The sequence below is a fragment of the Candidatus Marinimicrobia bacterium CG08_land_8_20_14_0_20_45_22 genome (assembly GCA_002774355.1).
Taxonomy (GTDB): domain Bacteria; phylum Fidelibacterota; class UBA2242; order UBA2242; family UBA2242; genus 0-14-0-20-45-22.
The window spans coordinates 23,919-42,051 of the sequence record PEYN01000033.1; the positions used below are offsets into that span (position 1 = coordinate 23,919).

19 protein-coding genes and 1 tRNA gene are annotated in these 18,133 nt (G+C 46.8%); 18 read left to right on the plus strand and 2 right to left on the minus strand.

Annotated features, from left to right (window positions below):
- The first annotated feature begins 34 nt into the window (after nt 1–34).
- Genes COT43_02375 through COT43_02385 form a run of 3 tightly spaced genes read left to right on the plus strand, consistent with a single transcriptional unit; the run spans nt 35 to nt 2,570 of the window.
- Complete coding sequence (locus tag COT43_02375; protein PIS30115.1) at nt 35–919, plus strand: hypothetical protein; 885 nt, start codon at nt 35–37, stop codon at nt 917–919.
- A complete protein-coding gene (locus tag COT43_02380) occupies nt 919–1,842 on the plus strand; it encodes a hypothetical protein (GenBank protein ID PIS30116.1) in 924 nt (307 codons plus the stop codon). Before COT43_02375 ends, COT43_02380 begins: the two co-directional genes overlap by 1 nt.
- Nucleotides 1,843–1,883: 41 nt before the next feature.
- Nucleotides 1,884–2,570, plus strand: a complete 687-nt coding sequence (locus COT43_02385) for a methyltransferase (GenBank protein ID PIS30117.1) — start codon at nt 1,884–1,886, stop codon at nt 2,568–2,570.
- Nucleotides 2,571–2,750: 180 nt separating this feature from the next.
- Here COT43_02385 and COT43_02390 read toward each other — a convergent pair.
- Nucleotides 2,751–2,826 (minus strand) — tRNA-Thr (locus COT43_02390).
- 360 nt (nt 2,827–3,186) lie between these two features.
- On the opposite strand from COT43_02390, the gene COT43_02395 reads away from it, so the two are divergent.
- The 14 genes from COT43_02395 to COT43_02460 all read left to right on the plus strand — a co-directional run bounded on the left by COT43_02395 (nt 3,187) and on the right by COT43_02460 (nt 16,924).
- A complete protein-coding gene (locus tag COT43_02395; GenBank protein ID PIS30118.1) occupies nt 3,187–3,429 on the plus strand; it encodes a hypothetical protein in 243 nt (80 codons plus the stop codon).
- Between the two features lie 134 nt (nt 3,430–3,563).
- A complete protein-coding gene (locus COT43_02400) occupies nt 3,564–4,247 on the plus strand; it encodes a hypothetical protein (protein ID PIS30119.1) in 684 nt (227 codons plus the stop codon).
- Nucleotides 4,231–5,088, plus strand: a complete 858-nt coding sequence (locus COT43_02405; GenBank protein ID PIS30120.1) for a glycosyl transferase — start codon at nt 4,231–4,233, stop codon at nt 5,086–5,088. The genes COT43_02400 and COT43_02405 overlap by 17 nt, the downstream gene beginning before the upstream one ends.
- On the plus strand, nt 5,060–6,013 hold the full coding sequence (locus COT43_02410; protein ID PIS30121.1) for a hypothetical protein: 954 nt from the start codon (nt 5,060–5,062) through the stop codon (nt 6,011–6,013). Before COT43_02405 ends, COT43_02410 begins: the two co-directional genes overlap by 29 nt.
- A gap of 6 nt (nt 6,014–6,019) precedes the next feature.
- Nucleotides 6,020–7,162, plus strand: a complete 1,143-nt coding sequence (locus COT43_02415) for a DNA photolyase (protein PIS30122.1) — start codon at nt 6,020–6,022, stop codon at nt 7,160–7,162.
- Nucleotides 7,163–7,286: 124 nt separating this feature from the next.
- Entirely contained in the window at nt 7,287–7,472 is a 186-nt protein-coding gene (locus COT43_02420) for a hypothetical protein (protein PIS30123.1), read from the plus strand.
- Between the two features lie 140 nt (nt 7,473–7,612).
- On the plus strand, nt 7,613–8,746 hold the full coding sequence (locus COT43_02425) for a histidine kinase (GenBank protein PIS30124.1): 1,134 nt from the start codon (nt 7,613–7,615) through the stop codon (nt 8,744–8,746).
- A 33-nt stretch (nt 8,747–8,779) separates the two neighbouring features.
- On the plus strand, nt 8,780–10,174 hold the full coding sequence (locus COT43_02430) for a biotin transporter BioY (protein ID PIS30125.1): 1,395 nt from the start codon (nt 8,780–8,782) through the stop codon (nt 10,172–10,174).
- 10 nt (nt 10,175–10,184) lie between these two features.
- On the plus strand, nt 10,185–11,342 hold the full coding sequence (locus tag COT43_02435) for a metallophosphoesterase (protein ID PIS30126.1): 1,158 nt from the start codon (nt 10,185–10,187) through the stop codon (nt 11,340–11,342).
- A 96-nt stretch (nt 11,343–11,438) separates the two neighbouring features.
- Complete coding sequence (locus COT43_02440; GenBank protein ID PIS30127.1) at nt 11,439–12,221, plus strand: 3'(2'),5'-bisphosphate nucleotidase CysQ; 783 nt, start codon at nt 11,439–11,441, stop codon at nt 12,219–12,221.
- Between the two features lie 42 nt (nt 12,222–12,263).
- Entirely contained in the window at nt 12,264–14,720 is a 2,457-nt protein-coding gene (gene priA / locus COT43_02445) for a primosomal protein N' (GenBank protein PIS30128.1), read from the plus strand.
- Entirely contained in the window at nt 14,657–15,610 is a 954-nt protein-coding gene (locus tag COT43_02450) for a hypothetical protein (GenBank protein PIS30129.1), read from the plus strand. The genes priA and COT43_02450 overlap by 64 nt, the downstream gene beginning before the upstream one ends.
- On the plus strand, nt 15,567–16,532 hold the full coding sequence (locus COT43_02455) for a hypothetical protein (GenBank protein ID PIS30130.1): 966 nt from the start codon (nt 15,567–15,569) through the stop codon (nt 16,530–16,532). The genes COT43_02450 and COT43_02455 overlap by 44 nt, the downstream gene beginning before the upstream one ends.
- Complete coding sequence (locus COT43_02460) at nt 16,529–16,924, plus strand: hypothetical protein (protein PIS30131.1); 396 nt, start codon at nt 16,529–16,531, stop codon at nt 16,922–16,924. The genes COT43_02455 and COT43_02460 overlap by 4 nt, the downstream gene beginning before the upstream one ends.
- 87 nt (nt 16,925–17,011) lie before the next feature.
- On the opposite strand, the gene COT43_02465 is transcribed toward COT43_02460, so the two are convergent.
- Nucleotides 17,012–17,908 (minus strand): hypothetical protein, encoded by an 897-nt coding sequence (locus tag COT43_02465; GenBank protein PIS30132.1) that lies wholly within the window; start codon nt 17,906–17,908, stop codon nt 17,012–17,014.
- Between COT43_02465 and COT43_02470 the strand changes: the two genes are divergently transcribed.
- Nucleotides 17,882–18,079 carry a hypothetical protein gene (locus tag COT43_02470; GenBank protein PIS30133.1) on the plus strand — a complete coding sequence of 66 codons (198 nt, stop codon included), beginning with the start codon at nt 17,882–17,884 and terminating at the stop codon, nt 18,077–18,079. The two genes, COT43_02465 and COT43_02470, sit on opposite strands and share 27 nt — an antisense overlap.
- Nucleotides 18,080–18,133: the final 54 nt, after the last annotated feature.

Consider the following 18,133-nt stretch of genomic DNA (forward strand, 5'->3'; position numbering starts at 1 on the left):
CATGAAAAAAATCTCCATCCTACTACCGATACTAATGCTTTCCGCAACACTTTTTGCCGAAACGAATGCCGGACTCGCCGGTTCCTATCTCAGAATGGGACTCGGTGCGCAGGCGATTGCCATGGGAAACAGCGGCGTCGCGCTTTCCGCAAACGGTTTTTCCGCATACTACAATCCCGCGGGCATTCCATATCTTGACAAAAGACACTTATCGATGACTTACTATTTCCTATCGATGGACAGACAATTGCATTACGTCGGACTCGCAATTCCGCTTAAACCGACTGCAGGCGTTGCTATTTCGTGGATGCACGGCGGGGTAACCGACATTCAGGGTCGCGATTTTCTTGGAAATCCTGACGAGATATATGAAACCGGCGAAGACGCCATCATCCTTTCCTTCGCGAATACATTTCACCCAAAATTTTCGGCTGGAATCAACTTCAAAATCCTGAAAAACACGCTGTGCGATATTACCGCCACCGGACTCGGTTTCGACCTCGGCCTTCTCTACAAGCCAACCAAGTATGTTACTTTCGGACTTGAATTCAAAGACATCGGTGCGAGTTACACGTGGAATACCCAGCGGATCTTCGACGAAGAAGGTGGAAATTATACCGAGACTTTCCCGCAAATCGTCAAACTTGGTTTCGCTATCCAGCAGGGTAGCGATTATCTCGTCATCGGGGATCTGGAATATTCTGATAAGGGCGAAATACAAACCCATTTCGGCGGCGAATACAATTTTCAAAAACTCTTCTATCTACGAATGGGAATGAACGATTTGACCCCTTGCTTTGGGTTGGGCTTTGCCTACGGATTCATCGCCAATCTTGACACGAAGATGGATTACGCCGTTGCGCTCGGCATGGTTGGCGAAGGCGCAACACACGTTTTTTCGTGGGAATTTAAATTCTGATGGATATCAATATGAAATCACACAATCTCTTTATAATACTTCTCTCGGCGGTATTGATGACTCTCCTCGGCTTTCCCATAAAATCATCGGGCGAGACCGACTTGGCTTTTATCAAGATGCCTATTTCCGCGCAGTCTGCCGCCGGGATGGGCGTTTTTACGCAAATGAGCGGATCGCCGATTGCCATTTTTGAAAATCCCGCCGGCATCCAAAATCTCAGCCCGAAGATTTGCCTATCTCACGGTTTTTGGTTCAGCGATATCTCATCGGATGCATTCGCTTTTTCGATTCCGGTTCGACAGAGAACCTTCGCCGCGGGCTTCAATTTTGTCCGAATTCCGGGCATTCAGATTCGCGAAACGCCAACCGAAGACCCGTTGAACGAGATCGAAGCACAGTATTTGACTGTCGGCGCCGGTTATTCTCAGCAAATCCGAAAACGGCTAACCATCGGCGCATCCGTCAAATATCTCTACGAAAATCTTTACACAGAAACCGGTCATGGATATGCCTTCGACTTCAGCGGCAGATGGCTCGCTCCCAGTTCACTTGACGTATCAATTCTGATCCAAAACCTTGGCAAAATGAACAAACTCGATAATGAATCGACAACTCTACCGCGCCTTTTAAAAATCGGCATTGTTCGCCCAGACATTTTCATCGAAGATCCATTCCGTGTTTCGGTCGGGTTAAGTTTGGAAACGAATCTGGACACGAAGGAATCAGGCGCACGCGTCGGAACAGAAATCTGCATTAAAAACCTCCTGTCGCTTCATGCCGGTTATCAACAGATCGGCTCGCTTAACCGGAAATCGGTTGGCTTCAGCATTCAGGCAAAACGCTTTGAACTTGACTATGCTTTGCTTTTCTATTCTAAAGACATCGACAACCCATCTATCTTTTCCCTTTCCCGAAGGTTTTAGAAAAATGATACGAAAACATCACGATTCATCAGAAAGAAAGTGTGACTTCTCATCTCGTTAAATTGCTCTTTAAACCCATTCAACGGCTGTTAGTCAAATTCCATCTGCCGATTTCACCTTCCTTAGCCTATTGGAAAGGCAGTCGATGCATTGATGTCTGCGAAGAAATGGATTATATCCGCCTTGCAACGCTCGATCTAATTGCGTCCGAGATACGCGTTAAAATTCCATCCAATGGAGCTGTTGCTGAACTTGGCGTTTACCGTGGCGATTTCGCTAAAATGATTAACGAGGCGTTTCCCGACCGATTGTTCTATCTATTCGATACCTTTGAAGGATTCGACGAGAAAAACGTCCACATAGACCGCACGAACAATTATTCATCCGCTTCACAGGATTTTTCTAACACTTCCGTCGAATTTGTCCTGAAAAAGATGCCGCATCCGGAGATGTGCATCATTCGCAAAGGATTCTTCCCTAATACTGCAACAAACTTGGATGAGCGGTTCGTGTTTGTCAGTATCGACGCCGATCTCTTCGAACCGATTTACAATGGACTCACATGGTTCTACCCGCGTCTTTGCAAAGGCGGCTACATTTTCGTCCACGATTATGCCAACGATTCTTACAAAGGCGCCGGTGAAGCGGTGCGGAAGTTTTGCGCCGCATTTCAACTCGCTTTCGTTCCGATACCCGATCTCTGCGGCACGGCAATTATCGGGAAGTGAAACAGGGAGCGTATCAACCTGACGAAAACGAATTGCTCATCACCAGCCGATAATCTCAAATCCGTATCCAATGGGTATCCGGTTTCCGATGTTAAAATAAGACAAAAATTGATTAAATTTAGCACGTTGTATTTCTTTACCATTGCAAAGAATCGGAGCGTTTTGTCGTCGGGAAATTGTTCGAGCCACCCGGCGGGATCGAACCGCCGACCTGTCGATTACGAATCGACTGCTCTACCATCTGAGCTAGGGTGGCAAAAAAGCGGGTAAATTTAAAGATTCATATCTCATTTTGCAAACAGGTTGCATTCAATTCATCCAGTTCATCTGAAAACGCCGGAAGCCGTCTATCAATCTCCCGCTAAATTGAAGACCGATGCCGCAAAAACATCAGCCGATCGCCGGCGATCGTGGCGAAAAAATACGAACGCGCTTTATCGGAAAAAGACCGATTAATTGAACGCTTGCGCTCTGGACAAGCTACTTGAAAATATTTTCTTGACAATTAATCGGATATGTGAGAACTTTGTATTAGAAGCAAGGTAGATGTTGTCAAAAGTTGACAGTAACTATTAACAAACCCAAAAATTGAGAAACCGCAATGGAGCGTACCAGAATGGACGAAAATTTTAACTCAATAGGGAAGAAACCGACACCGTTGCCCTTCGACAGCAAGATTAACGAAAAATGCGCAAAGTGCCAAAACGACATCGTGTATCGCCGGAGCTCCTATTTTGGAATCAAGACCTATTACAAAATCTGCAATTTCTGCGGATATTATCAGGTCATTCCCAAAGAGGTCTGGAAAGAAGTAATCAACCGTACAAAACCTGTCAAACCTCAGGAACGCGCCGAATAATTTCTCTCGCGAGTCGACATGGCTTGCGTCGTTTTCCAACAGATTCCGATTTATTAATATTACAATTCGTCAGGCGGGTAAGATATCTCACAGGAGTGCATTTATTTTCACGATTTCTCTAAAAAATTGCGTAAATTTTTACCAGTCGTATAAACGAATATCTTAAAATTGCATACGTGAAAATTTTATTAGTTTCCGCCACGCGAAAAGAACTTCATCCTGTCAAAAAGGCGATTCGGGCTTCTTTCCCACAAACCAACGGCATCGAATTCTACTTTCTTTCGGTCGGCATCGGGCTTCGTAACTCCGCTATGGTAATGACGAACAATCTCAGCATCTCGGTCAGATACGATCTCGCGATCAACTTCGGACTTGCCGGTTCGCTATCACCTCAACTAAACGTTGGCGATGTTTTCTTCCCAACCTCTTTTCATGCTTTCCAGAATGGGGCGATTAAATCGGTCAACCCGATAAACACTTCAAACCGAGTGTCAGATGGATTGCCGGAAACATGGATTCGCGGCGGCTTGTTCTCATCGGAAAAGCCGATCGTTTCCACCGAACAAAAATCTTCAGTGGTTTCCGCATCCGGCGCTCTTGCCGTTGATATGGAAGCCTTCGCACTCTTAGAATCTTGTCGTCGCGCTGATATTCCGTTTATATCGTTAAAGATCATTTCCGATCAGGCAGATTCCACGGCGATTTGGACGTTTTTCCGCGAACTAAATAAAAATCTCGCCGTTTTATCGGTCGAAACCATGCGTTTGATTCGGCACATTTTAAAACAAACGGAGTCGATCTATGGACGATCCGGGTAAAGTATCTATTATCATCCCGACTTACAACCGGGCAGAAGTTCTCGAGCGCGCGCTAATGTCGGTTTTCTCGCAGACATACGAGAATTTCGAAATCATCGTCATCGACGACGGCTCAACGGACAACACCAATGCCGTTATCTCCAAACACGCCGACAAAATCCGATACTTTTCTAAATTTCATGCAGGCGTTTCTGCGGCGCGAAATCTTGGACTGGAAAAATCTATCGGCACGTGGGTCTGCTTTTTAGATTCAGACGATTACTGGTTGCCGGAAAAGCTGGAAATGCAGATGGCTTACACCGCAAAAAACCCCGGCATGATGATCGTCCAAACCGATGAGAAATGGATCCGAAACGGCATCTTTGTCAATCCCATGAAAAAGCATCAGAAACACGGTGGCTGGATTTTCAAACAGTGCTTACCGCTCTGTATCGTCAGTCCGTCCGCCGTGATGGTTCACCAGAAAGTCTTCAACGATGTTGGCGTCTTCGACGAGAGTTTTCCAGTCTGCGAAGATTACGATCTGTGGCTGAGAATTTCCCTGAAATATCCCATCGGCTTAATTTCGGAAAAACTGATCGTCAAAACCGGTGGACACGCGGATCAGTTGTCCCGCAAGTACTGGGGAATGGATAGGTATCGCGTCCGCGCTCTGGAGAAAATTCTATTGGTAGAACTGACGGTGGAACAAAAATGGCTCGTCTTACATGAAATTGTCAGAAAACTTACCGTGCTTGCTAAGGGACGCGAAAAACGCACCGAATCACAAAACATTTACAGCAACAAACTCCTCAAATACGAGAAAATTCTACATGATTTCATTGCCGATCAGCAATCTTAAAATCGACAGAATCGACTTTTCCGACCGGATGTTTGATCTATTCTATCCGATAAGAGCGAACGCACAGATTTCAAACAAACCAGATTCCCTTCAATTGCCTGCGCTCGTTCAAATTTCACCATCCGGTTACCGGATCATCATCGGAAGAGAGTGGCTCGAATCCCGCAAATCGGACGAATCCGTTCCGGCTTTCATTCTTCTAGAAAACGAAATGGTAATCAACGAGCTCCGCATTTCCGCCAATTACGTACGGCTTTTCCGTCCCCTGATTCCAACCGAAGTCGCCGGAATTGTTCGTGTTTTAATTGCCCAAAAAACTGCGAGAGAAACGATTGCCAAGACGCTTTTTCCGGAAATCGGCTTGTCGCCGAATATTAAACTGATCGACGCTTACCTAAATTGCCTAAACCTCGACCCAAACATCGCAGAATGGCTCATTGGGAAAAACGCGCCACAAAAGACATGGTTTGCGCTGTCAACGCTGGATCGAGAATTTCAAGCCGAACTAGTTTTGTTGCTCGACAAAACCCGGCCGACGCTCAGCATTTTGGAGGAAATCGTTCGGAACATCCGCGAAACTGCGATTCGTGAAGAAATGGATACTCCCCAAATCCTCACGAAGATCGGATGGAAGACAGTTCTCGAAAATCCCGATCTGACGGAGTCAGACAAGATTGCCAGCCTTCGGCAAGATATCACACGAATGCGGTTTCCGTTGCTGTCATCACACGCAAGCCGAGCCGAAGCGTTCTGGCAAAAAATCAATGTGCCACCGAACGTCCACATTTCCTATGATCCCACATTCGAGAAAAAGGAACTGACGCTTGATGCGATTCTCGCCTCGCCCCAAGACATCAACACGTTGGAGCAATTCTTCAACGACGACAACCGCCGCAATCTGAACGAACTCCTCGAAAACCTGTAAAATATCTTGAGTATCATTCGGAAAATATTCGTTTCTGCTTCCGCACAAAATGACGCGTTAACGCGCCAAACGCTGAAAGACTTTCCAAATATTATACCAGAAATTTTAGAAGACCGCGACGACCTGTCCAATCGGAATGATTTGCCGGACTCCAAACAGGTTCTATTTCTCACGCGCTCCAAAGGCGACGTCGTCAAGGATTGCCCCGGAACGTCGAAGGATTATCTGTGCTGTCAGTATCGCGTCATTAATCAGACGCAGAACTGTCCATTGAACTGTACCTACTGTATTCTCCGGTTCTATTTGAACTTTCCGGCAACGTTAATCTTCACGAACGTTGAAGACATCCTGCCGGAAGCGGCAACTAAAATTCAACGCTACCCAAAGCGCCTGTTCCGAATTGGAACCGGAGAACTTGGCGATAGTTTGGCGCTCAGCGGATCGCGCTATTTCGCCGAACGCGCCGTAAAATTCTTTGCTAATATGCCGAATGTCCTATTCGAACTTAAATCCAAGACGACGTATATTAACTCAATTATGCCGCTCAATCATGGCGGGAAAACCATTCTATCGTGGTCTCTCAATCCCCAGGAAATTATTCGGAAAGAGGAGTCGGCGGCGGCGAATCTCTCCGAACGGCTTTCGGCGGCAAAGCGCGCGCAGGATGCCGGTTTTCTCATTGGATTTCACTTAGACCCAATCATCAATTTGCCTGATGGCAACCGCCTCTATTCGGAGCTCTGTGAGGCGATTTACGATGCTGTCGATCCGGCAGGAATCGCATGGATCAGTCTCGGCTCGCTAAGATTTCCGCCATCGATGAAAGATGCGATGATAGAGCGCTATCCGAAATCCGCTCTTCCTTACGGCGATATGATTCGCGGAATCGATGGGAAACTGCGGTACGTCCGCCCGTTGCGCGTTTCGATGTATCGACCGATCTATCAGAGCCTAATAAGCATCCCGAATCCGCCATTCATCTATTTTTGCATGGAAAGTTCAATCGTTTGGATGGAAACGACCGGCTTCACGCCCGAAAACAACAGCCATCTGGACTATCTTTTTGCTGAAAGTCTGCACCGCCGCTTTCCCGACCGTTATCCAATGAAGCCGGAGCGGGAAGAATATAACCAAGAGTGTATATTTTGAGGATTCTTTCATACCAAAGTCGACTCACAAATACAGACAATCCAATTCAACCTAATCAAACATAATAACCCCAATTAACTTTATCTATTGTTTGTTGACAAATTCACCTCCTCCGCCTAATGCAATGATCGGTCACTGGGTGGGTGAAGGCGAAATCGCCGTCAACTGGACGGAACAGCGCAAACTTCATCTGGACATCGTCATTGACGCCCACGGAAAAGTCACGGGCAAAGTCGGCGACGCGGAAATCATCGACTCGCATTTTGGAAGAAACCACCCGATTGCGCGCCTGTTTGGTAATCCGCCGTAGTGGATGGCGGTGTTCAACGTGGTGCTGAGTCCAATTGATTAAGTTTTCAGAAGGAAGTTCAACCGATCTTTATTGTCACGTTCTACGAGTAGTGAACGGAAATGCTTGCATTTCTCGTCCCGCCGTTTTAGAATCTGTCGATGGTTTTTCGATTACTTTTATCGGTCGTTTTGCTGGCATCGGTTGGCTTCGCGGCGAAACCGTGTCGGGTGACATTTGTAGTCGAATCGTCGGGATTAAGCGGTTCCGCGTCAGTCTTTATCACCGGCAATCAAAAATTGCTCGGTAACTGGAATCCGGCGAAAGTACGTCTTCAGCTGCTCGGCAATCATCGTTTTGGCAAAACGTTTACGTTTCCGTCTGGAACATTCGTCAAGTATAAATTCATGAAAGGCGGTTGGGGTCAAGAAGCGGCTGATGAAAACGGCGGCGCATTTCAGAATTTTCTAATTGATGTTCGTCGGGATACAACGCTTGTCCATCCGATTCGGTACTGGTTGGATGGAAAAGATCGTCCGGTGAGCGGTCAGATTACCGGTCGCGTCGAATATTTCCGAAGCGTCGCCGGAAAAGGCATCAATCTGCGTAACATCGTCGTCTGGCTACCGCCGGATTATGAAAGCGACTCAACCCGGCGTTATGCCGTTCTCTACATGCACGACGGGCAAAATATTATCGATCCGCGCACATCTTCGTTTGGCGTCGATTGGCAGGCGGACGAAATAGCTGACAGTCTGATCCGCTCCGGTAAAATCGCGCCGTTTATCTTCGTCGGAATTTATAACACGGCTGACCGGACGGCGGAGTACTCACCGACGCGGAAAGGCTCGGCGTACAGCGATTTTATCATTCGCACCGTCAAGCCGATGATCGACAAAAAGTACCGGACATTGCCGGATCGCGAGCATCCCACAGTCGCCGGTTCATCGATGGGCGGACTCATTTCGTTCATGCTGGTTTGGGAGCATCCGGAAGTGTTTAGCCAAGCGATCTGCATGTCGCCTGCATTTAAGATCGACCAAATTGATTACGTGAAAAACGTTCAAAAATATTCCGGCAAGAAGAAACCGATCCGGATTTATATCGACAACGGCGGCGTTGGGTTGGAAACGCGCCTTCAGCCGGGAATTGACGACATGCTGACGGCGTTGAGTGAAAAAGGATATATCCAAGACCGTGATTATTTTTGGGTGAAAGATTTAACAGCCGAACACAACGAATCGGCGTGGGCAAAACGTTTGCCGAATGCGCTGATTCGGGTGTTCGCGCAGTAATTAATATTAACTGATTGTTTTGAAAGGAATGAAATGAAAAAACGATTGATTTTTACGGTAGTTGTATTGAGCGCCGGAATCATTTTTGCCGGGATAAAACCGGATGGTGAATTGACGTGGGATTTCATCCGTCAGGTGCAGAAAAGCGTCGGCGCCGACCCGTCAGTTCGCGTCTGGACAAATGCGGTGACCAATTCGAACGTCAAGCAAATGACGCTCAACCGGGAAATCGTCAACGGTCACAACGAAACATTCAGCCTGCGAATCAAGACGGAAGGCATCACCGATCAGAAAAGTAGCGGCAGATGCTGGATGTTCGCCGGATTTAACATTCTGCGCCCCGCAGTCATTAAAAAATATAATCTCGCTAAGTTTGAGTTTTCGGAAAACTATCTGATGTTCTGGGACAAATTCGAGAAAGCAAACGCTTTTCTTGAAATGATAATCGAAACAGCCAAACGCGACATTGACGATCGCGAGGTTCAGGCGCTTCTGACCGATCCCGTTCCGGATGGCGGCTGGTGGAATTATTACGCTACATTGATGGAAAAATACGGTTCGGTTCCAAAGGAAATCATGCCCGAAACGATGAACAGCGAGAAGACCGATTATCTTAACAAAACTCTCAATCGCTTGGCCGTTCGCGTGGCAGTGGATTTGCGTTCAATGAGCGCTCAAGGAAAGAAGATCGAAGAACTCCGGAGATATAAAAACGATGCGCTGAATCAGTTTTATCGCCTGCTGGTTGTGCATCTCGGAAATCCGCCGGAGCAATTTGTCTGGCGCGTGAAAGATAAGAATGAAAAGCTGATCGAAATGACCTGCACGCCGCAGAGTTTTTATCAGGAAGCAGTCGCGGTCGATCTGAAATCATACTTCACGCTTTGCGATTATCCGGCAAAGCCCATTAATAAACATTATTCAATCAATTTCTGCCGGAATATGTACGATCAGCCCGATATGGATTTTGTAAACGTTCCCGTCGAGCGAATGAAAGATTTGGCATTTACCATGATTCAGGACAGCCTGCCGGTTTATTTTGCGGCGGACGTCAGTTGGAACATGGACAAAGATCACGGAATCATGGCGGAGAATCTGTTTGACTACGAATCGGTGTTTAATATCAATTTAAAAATCGGCAAAAAAGAGCGGTTTCAATATCGCCTTTCCACGCCGAATCATGCGATGGCGTTCATCGGCGCCGATATGCAAAATGGTAAACCAAACAAATGGTTAGTCGAAAATTCTTGGGGCAAGGATGCCGGAAGTGGCGGACTCTGGGCAATGTATGACAAATGGTTCAATGAGTACGTTTTCGTTGTCATCATTCCAGAGAAATATTTGCCGGAAGACCTAAAGACGATCCTGAAGACGAAACCGGAGGCGATTCCGGCATGGGATACAATGCGTTCGGCATTTTCAAAGTAATTTAATTCGGATGAGAACAGTTCAATACCTCATCTTCTTTTCTATTGCCCTGACCATTTTAGGTCTCGTCAATTATTATATCGGTATTCGCGGCTGGCAAGCGATTCCCGAGGGAACTGTCAGCCGCGGCGTTTACAGCGCCGTGATTGTATTTTTGGCGATTTCATACATCGCCGCAAGACTTTTGGAGCGCGCCTGGCAATCTCCAGTAACAAGCACATTGACGTGGATCGGATCGCTCTGGATGGGCGCGATGATCTATTTTCTGATGATTGTCTTTTTGCTGGATTTGGCGCGATTTTCCAATCATTTTCTGCATTTTTATCCAGCGTTTATAACGGCTAATTATACCAAAGCGAAATTCACTACTTTTTTGATATCCTGCGGGATCGTTTTCCTGATCGTTCTCGTCGGTTTTATCAACACACGAATTCCTAAAGTGACGACGCTCGATCTACGCATTCACAAAAAGGTCGATGGTTTCAAAACGCTGAACATCGCCGCCGCCAGTGATTTGCATTTGGGAAAGTTGGTAGGAGCCGGGCGTGTCCGTGCGATGACAGATATCATGCGCAGATTAAATCCTGACATCGTACTGTTTTCCGGTGATATTCTCGACGAAGACATAGCGTCGGCAGTTTGCAAAAATATTTGTGTCGGTTTGGAAAACGTTCACCCGCGATTCGGATTCTTTACCGTTCCGGGCAACCACGAACATTATGGTGGAATAACGCGTGCGCTATCTTATCTGACCGAGCAACATATCACCGTGTTGCAAGATAAAACCGTGAAAATTGGCGACTCGTTCTACATCGTCGGTAGAGAAGACCCCGGACACGGCGGCAATCCGGAAAACAGGCGAAAGCCTCTAAAAGAACTTCTCACGGGCATTGATTTGACCAAGCCGATCATTCTCCTCGATCACCAGCCGCTTCATCTGGAAGAAGCCGCGGAAAACGGAGTCGATCTACAAATTTCCGGACATACGCATCACGGGCAACTCTGGCCTTTCAACTATATTACGAGTATGACTTACGAGATCAGCCGTGGCTACAAGTTGATAGAAAAAACGCATTTTTACGTATCGTCCGGTTTCGGAACGTGGGGCCCGCCGATTCGGACAAATAGCCGGCCGGAGATTGTAAATATTCGGTTGACATTTGATTGAAAAGGGTTGGTTGGGTAGGATTAGGTAGATTGGGTTGAATAGGTTGATTGAGGCGGAACACGAAACCCTGAACTCTGAACAAGAAAATAGAAACTTATGAGCGCTGAACTAAAAATTGCCAAACAAGCCGCACGTGAAGCGGGGCAAATACTAATGAAATATTTCCGTGGAATTTTTTCCGTCAGACAAAAAAGCCCCGACAATCCGGTGACAAATGCAGACATCGAAGCCGACAAATATCTTAAGTCGCAATTATTGGGGAGTTTTCCGAATGATGGTTGGCTATCGGAAGAAACGAAAGATCCCGAATCTTCGGTACGACTTTCCAAAGAAAGAGTCTGGATCGTCGATCCACTGGACGGTACGAAAGAATTCATCGCGGGGCGACCAGAATTTGTTGTCTCAATCGGTCTCGTGAAGAACGGAGATCCGATCCTTGGCGTGCTTTTCAATCCTGCGACCGACGAAATGTTTTCTGCAGATGAAGACGAGCCTTCCAATCTGAATGGAAGAGTGCTCGCAATTTCCCACGCCAAATTACTTTCCGAATCAACACTGATCGTTAGCCGGACGGAAGAACGCAATGGATTGTGGAATCCGTACCGGAAATACTTTAAGAATGCGGTGGTTTGCGGAAGCGTTGCATATAAACTGGCGTCTTTCGCCGACGGGCGCGCCGATGCGTTTATCAGTTTGAACCCTAAAAATGAGTGGGATGTCTGCGCTGGAGACTATCTGATTCGTCGGGCGGGCGGAATAATCACGACGCGAACCGGCAAACCTATCGTTTACAATCAACCGAATCCACACATTCCCAATGGAATCATTGCTTCATTGCCAAATCTCGCTCCGGCTCTGCTACTGCGGTTCGGAAGATAAAAAGTGCCTGTTTTTCGGTTCATATCTGCTTAGATTTTACCCATGACCGAACCTGAAATCCAATATGTCGATGTTTCTTTTCCGATTGCTCTGAGGCGGAGTTTTTCTTATCGGATTCCAAAGGAATGGTCAGTCGAACTTTTCCCGGGACAACGCGTCGTTGCGCCGCTGAAAAAAACCGCCGCTGTTGGCTACATCTTGCGTATTTTTTCAAAGAAACCTGAAGGTTTTGAGACGAAGGAAATCTTAGAGATTATCGATTTTCATCCAGTTTTTCCACCTGAACTTTTTTCGTTTCTAAAGAAAGTATCGGAATATTATCTATCGCCATTCGGGAAGGTTCTCTCGGCGGCAATTCCACCGGAATATCAAACACAGAAAAGCCGGAAACTGGTTGTCACCCGGAATGTAGAATCAGCAATTCCATCCGAATATGAGGCGCTTTATCGGAAAATTAAGGAAAAAGGCGAGATTTTACTCTCTGGATTAAAGCGCACGTTTGACAATGAAATCTTGCGAAAAGGCGTCACATCGCTAAAGCGGCTCGGATTGATTACCGAATATCCAGTTTTCCACCAACGCCATCAACGCGGTCTGATTGAAAAGAGCATTCAACTCGCGCCGGATTTTTCTGCGACTCTGGAGGTATTGGAGGCGATGCAAAAAAAGTCGCCGCGCCAATGGGAATTACTGGACACTTTATTGAAACAGAACGGCGAACTAAATGGTAACAATTTGAAATCGTTTTCTCCCGCATGCATTCAGGCTCTGGCGGGAAAAGGAATCGTTTCCATCCATCAAACAGACGTTTCACTCGATCAACTTTGGAATGAGTTTACAGAGAAGAAAAAAGATATTTCGCTGATGCCAGAACAGGAATCGGCTTTTCAAACGATGAAAACGGCTATCGATGCCGGAAAATTTTCACCATTTTTACTCGAAGGCGTCACCGGTAGCGGAAAGACCGAAGTCTATATCCGGCTTATCGAGTATGCGCTATCTATCGGGAAAAGCGCCATCGTTCTGGTTCCGGAGATTACGCTGACGACGCATCTTGCCGCCCGGTTTCGCGGCGCGTTTCAGGACAAAATAGCGATCTGGCATAGTCAATTGGGTCAATCGCAACGCGGTTCCGTCTGGCAGGCGATTTTGAGGGGCGATTTTCCAGTAGTCATCGGAGCGCGGAGCGCACTGTTTCTTCCTCTGCAAAATCTTGGGTTGATCATCGTTGACGAAGAACAGGATTCGTCATTCAAACAAAATGGTCAGGATCCGAAATATCACGCTCGAGATGCGGCAATGCTGAGAGGCGTTGAAAGTAAATCAGTCGTCGTTCTCGGTTCGGCAACGCCCAGCCTCGAAACCCAGTATAATGCGATTACCGGGAAATTCCAGAAAATCGATCTGCCGAAACGATTTGCGAAATCGCCGACCGCTCTCATTCATGTCATTGATATGAAAGAAGAATGGCGAACGACCGGCGTTTACAATAATCCGATTTCCGATTTTTTGCTCAATAAAATCAAAGAGAAAATCGCACTCGGCCAACAGGTTCTTCTGATGCAAAATCGGCGCGGCTATTCGAATATTTTACTTTGTGCTCAATGTGGCTGGTCGCCAGTCTGCCGGAATTGCGACATTTCAATGACTTATCACATCAAGAGCAAGCGGATTCAGTGCCATTACTGCAATTTGACCCAGTATCCGCCGAGTTCCTGTCCGCAGTGCGGCGGAACAAAATTTTTATATCCGGGATACGGTACGCAAAGAGTCGAAGCGGCGTTGGCGGAAGCGTTTCCCGAATATTCAATTGGTCGGTTGGACATCGATACGGCGCGTGAAAAGGGTTTTTCACTAAATGTCATGAATCAATTTGAGCAGAACCAGATCTCAATTCTCGTCGGAACGCAGATGATCGCCAAAGGACTCGACTTTCCCAATGTTTCTCTGGTTGGTATTTTGAACGCAGACATCGGACTGTATTTGCCGGATTTTCGGGCGCGGGAGCGCGTTTTTCAACTGTTGTATCAGGTTTCGGGGCGCGCCGGACGCGGCGATATTCAAGGCGAGATCGTTTTACAAACGTTCAACTCACAGGATTTTACGATTCAATGCGCCATTCAGCAAAATCTCTCGAAATTTTCTAACTACGAACTCAACGAGCGAAATCCACTGAACTATCCACCATTCAGTCGGATCGCATTGGTGTCGATTTCCGATCTCAATTCCCAGCGCGCCTCCGATGTAGCCGACAACGTCGCCGAATTCTTGCAACAGAAGAAAAAACACATTGCACTACTTGGCCCCGCGCCCGCGCCGCTTGGAAAGATTAAAAACCGCTACCGGTATTCGATCATTTTGAAATCCAGAAAAGAACGCGATCCAAACGGAATCCAACTGCGCGGATTGTTACATTCTCTGATCGTATCGCCGTCATGGGAAGAACTCAACCGTCGGGCACGGATCACCATCGATATAGATCCGCTGAATTTGCTTTGATGCGACTCGTCGCAACGATCATTTTTCTCGTTACTTTGATGGTGCGCTTTACACTTGCAACCTCGATTCAGATTTCCCGATCTGAAAAATATGCCGAACTGGGAAAGTTCACGGAAATTACCATCTGTAACGCTCTGCCGAAAATGGAAAAAACTTTTGGTAAAACAGACCGACCAATTCATTTCATTTTGGCTGGTTCGGATTCCGAATTCATTCGATATACCAGATCTCGACTGCCGGATTGGGTTGGTGCGGCGACGATTTTTCCGCCGGGAATCGTCGTGATGAAAACGCCGGACTATGCGCACACGACCCTGCGTCAATACCGGACGACGATTCTGCACGAACTGACGCATGTGATGCAGGGACAATCCGTTCCACTGAATTTGACGCCGGTCTGGTTTTCGGAAGGACTCGCGGTTTATCTCTCAGAGGAATTTAATTCGCAGAGTCGCGTCATAGTTTCACTTGCCATGGCGAAAAAACGGTTGATTCCGCTTGCTCAATTGTCGGATTTCCTCCGACTCGGTTCATCAACCGCAGAACTCGCCTACTCCGAAAGTGGTACACTGATCGAATATCTCGCAGTCGTCTATGGCGAGACATTATTTCAGGAAATTCTTAACGCAATGAAACACGGCAAAGATTTTGAAACCGCCCTTGCGCTGGCGACAAATATCGAACCGGCGGATTTTGAATTTCATTGGAGAGAATATTTATCTAAAAATTATCAGTGGGTATTTCTGCTGGATATTCAATATATTTTATGGGTCGTTATGACGATTCTCGTTGTTTTGGCATGGCTGAGCATTCGGAAAAGAAACAAAACGACCATTAAAAAATGGGATGAACAGGAACAGAAAGAGCAAATTTATTTGGGGAAAATGTAAGACCGGCGTTTTTGTGTTCATTTTGACGATCGGCGCTTCGGCAGGATTCGCACAGGCGTTGTTTCAGGGCTTGAATTTTCCGATCAATTCGCGTTCTTGGGGAATGGGCGCGGCGACATCGAGTTTGAACAACGACGGTTCAGGAATGCAATCCAATCCGGCGACAATATCGATGACTGCTAACGGCTGGCAGATCAACTACACGTCGTTCGCCGCCGATATTTCTTATTCGACCGGATACCTGACAACGTCGGCGCCTTTCGGTGGAAATATCGCACTGATGAGCCATTTACTCAATTACGGCTCGTTTGTAGAGCGCGATGGGGAAGGAAACGAGACCGGCGATTTTTCGGCTAACGATTTTGATCTGACCATTGCTTACGGATGTCAAATGACGCGTCGGTTCAGTCTTGGCATCTCATCAACGTACATTCGATCGGTCATTGGAAGTTTATCGGCAAATGCGCTTCTCGGTTCTTTTGGCATCATGTACTACGATCGCGAATCGACGCTTTCTATCGGCGCCAGTTACCATCATTTTGGCGTGATGTTGTCCGGTTTTAACGATCAGAAAGAGACTCCGCCCGCGACGCTCGCTTTGGGAATTTCCAAAAAACTTGCCCATCTGCCAATGATCATTTCTGCAGATGTTTATCGTACAAACAAAGAAAAAATCGTTGGCAAAATCGGCGGTGAGTTCGTCTTTGGTAACAGATATTTTCTCCGCTGGGGAACTTCGACTCGGCGGTTCGATCTTCAGGGGCGTCAGACATTCACGAATTTTCTGGCGGCTTCATCTATTGGCGCCGGAATGATTTGGCGGACTTTTCGGTTTGATTTAGCGTTTGTCAGCCGGGGAGACGCGGGAACGATCTCGTCCTTAAGCATTTCTCAACAATTACCTGATGGGAGTAAAAAATGAAAACTCAAAATGTTCTAAAATCCAGTTTAGCAATTCTCGTTACCAGTTTATTTCTGATCACGTCTTGTGACGATTCAACAAAGTATCGTGCCAGCTATTCACATGACATTCAGCCGATTTTCAATACAAAATGCCTGAGTTGTCACGGAAATGCCGGGCAAAGCAACCTCGAATTGACTTCTTATGAAAAAACGATGAGCGGTGAAAGTAACCACGGACCGATCGTCGTACCGGGAAACGCAGACGGCAGTTTATTGTACGAAGCGGTTTCCAAGCCCGACAACGAGCAAAGCAAGATCACCAATCGGATGCCGCTGGGTACTGATCCACTGACCGTCACTCAGATTCAACTCATCGAAGACTGGATCATCGAGGGCGCCAAAGACAATTAAAACGCGGTAAAACTCTCTGCTTTTCGGGCAGAGAATTTTACCGCGTCGGATGTTTCGGAGAGCGACCGAAACAGTTTTTACCAATTACTATTTTGTGAACGTGAAAATCGCCACAACGTATTCGGATGATCTCGCATAAGCGGCAAGGTATTCGGATGATCCGAATAAGTATCCGACTGTTTCGGCGTTGAAAACTATCGAGAATGAAAGGGTGTTTCCATTAATAGTGTACTGTTGGCCGATTCCGATTTGTTGTGATGCTAGCGCCGGATAAAGCAATAAATAACCAGAATTAGTTGTCCACGAATATACTACCGTCGTCGTGTCGAGTACGAGGGAACCCGCTCCGCTTGAAGCGTCTAATGCAAACGACCAACCCTGCTGAATGAATTGCGATGGAATGGAAATACCATTGACGTTCAAACCGGTGAGATTCCAGGTACCAGTTAAGTTTGCATCTTTCGCTCCGATGTCCTTGACGAAAGTCGAAACGTATTCGTAACCTTCCTCATAATACTCTTTAACCGACAGTAATGGCGCTGAAAGAGCGTATTCGATTCCTGTCCACATGTCGGAGTCTTCGGTAAGAAGGCTGTTGAGCAAATAATCACCGGATGTCGTCCATGTAAACGGCTGTGATTTGATTTCGGTAGAATCCATGAAAAATGCGGTTGCTGCACCGTCTGAATTCATCGTTACAGTCATTGCTGGAACCCGATCGACGTTATTTGTCGTTGACCGAACTCCCACCCATTTACCAACCAAATTGACGTTCCGATCACCGGTGTATTTGGCATATTTTTCGACAATGGCTTTACCATCCTCTTCGTGAGAAAGCGTTACGGTATTGTTGCCGAATTGGTATGTCGCTGTGAAAACGTCACCGTCACCGGGCGTAACTGTCAGGGCATCGTCTTCTGTGCTCCATGTGAAAGAACCGTTTTCTTCGCTCCGTAAATGTGTGCCGGTTCCGTCGTCATTCATCTCAATGATCGCGCCACGCGTTATCTTTGCACCGTCAACGGTTGTTGTAACGAGATGCCATTTCCCGACAAAAGAATCGTCGGTTACATCGGTCGAGTCGATTGGTTACTCATCTTTCGGACCAAAGAGATCCTCGAGACAGCCGTTCAACATCAGCGCCATTGCCGATAAAAAGATTATCAGGAATAAAGTTTTCCAAAACCTCTATGGACTATTGTGACACAA

What these genes read in the sequence shown, in the direction of transcription:
- COT43_02430 (PIS30125.1), top strand. Translation starts at nt 8,780, where the DNA reads ATGAAAAAACGATTGATTTTTACGGTAGTTGTATTGAGCGCCGGAATC.
- COT43_02435 (PIS30126.1), top strand. Translation starts at nt 10,185, where the DNA reads ATGAGAACAGTTCAATACCTCATCTTCTTTTCTATTGCCCTGACCATT.
- COT43_02460 (PIS30131.1), top strand. Translation starts at nt 16,529, where the DNA reads ATGAAAACTCAAAATGTTCTAAAATCCAGTTTAGCAATTCTCGTTACC.
- COT43_02420 (PIS30123.1), top strand. Translation starts at nt 7,287, where the DNA reads ATGATCGGTCACTGGGTGGGTGAAGGCGAAATCGCCGTCAACTGGACG.
- COT43_02380 (PIS30116.1), top strand. Translation starts at nt 919, where the DNA reads ATGGATATCAATATGAAATCACACAATCTCTTTATAATACTTCTCTCG.
- COT43_02440 (PIS30127.1), top strand. Translation starts at nt 11,439, where the DNA reads ATGAGCGCTGAACTAAAAATTGCCAAACAAGCCGCACGTGAAGCGGGG.
- COT43_02455 (PIS30130.1), top strand. Translation starts at nt 15,567, where the DNA reads ATGAACAGGAACAGAAAGAGCAAATTTATTTGGGGAAAATGTAAGACC.
- COT43_02465 (PIS30132.1), bottom strand. Translation starts at nt 17,908, where the DNA reads ATGAATGACGACGGAACCGGCACACATTTACGGAGCGAAGAAAACGGT.
- COT43_02395 (PIS30118.1), top strand. Translation starts at nt 3,187, where the DNA reads ATGGACGAAAATTTTAACTCAATAGGGAAGAAACCGACACCGTTGCCC.
- priA (PIS30128.1), top strand. Translation starts at nt 12,264, where the DNA reads ATGACCGAACCTGAAATCCAATATGTCGATGTTTCTTTTCCGATTGCT.
- COT43_02450 (PIS30129.1), top strand. Translation starts at nt 14,657, where the DNA reads ATGGGAAGAACTCAACCGTCGGGCACGGATCACCATCGATATAGATCC.
- COT43_02405 (PIS30120.1), top strand. Translation starts at nt 4,231, where the DNA reads ATGGACGATCCGGGTAAAGTATCTATTATCATCCCGACTTACAACCGG.
- COT43_02375 (PIS30115.1), top strand. Translation starts at nt 35, where the DNA reads ATGCTTTCCGCAACACTTTTTGCCGAAACGAATGCCGGACTCGCCGGT.
- COT43_02410 (PIS30121.1), top strand. Translation starts at nt 5,060, where the DNA reads ATGATTTCATTGCCGATCAGCAATCTTAAAATCGACAGAATCGACTTT.
- COT43_02470 (PIS30133.1), top strand. Translation starts at nt 17,882, where the DNA reads ATGTGTGCCGGTTCCGTCGTCATTCATCTCAATGATCGCGCCACGCGT.
- COT43_02425 (PIS30124.1), top strand. Translation starts at nt 7,613, where the DNA reads ATGGTTTTTCGATTACTTTTATCGGTCGTTTTGCTGGCATCGGTTGGC.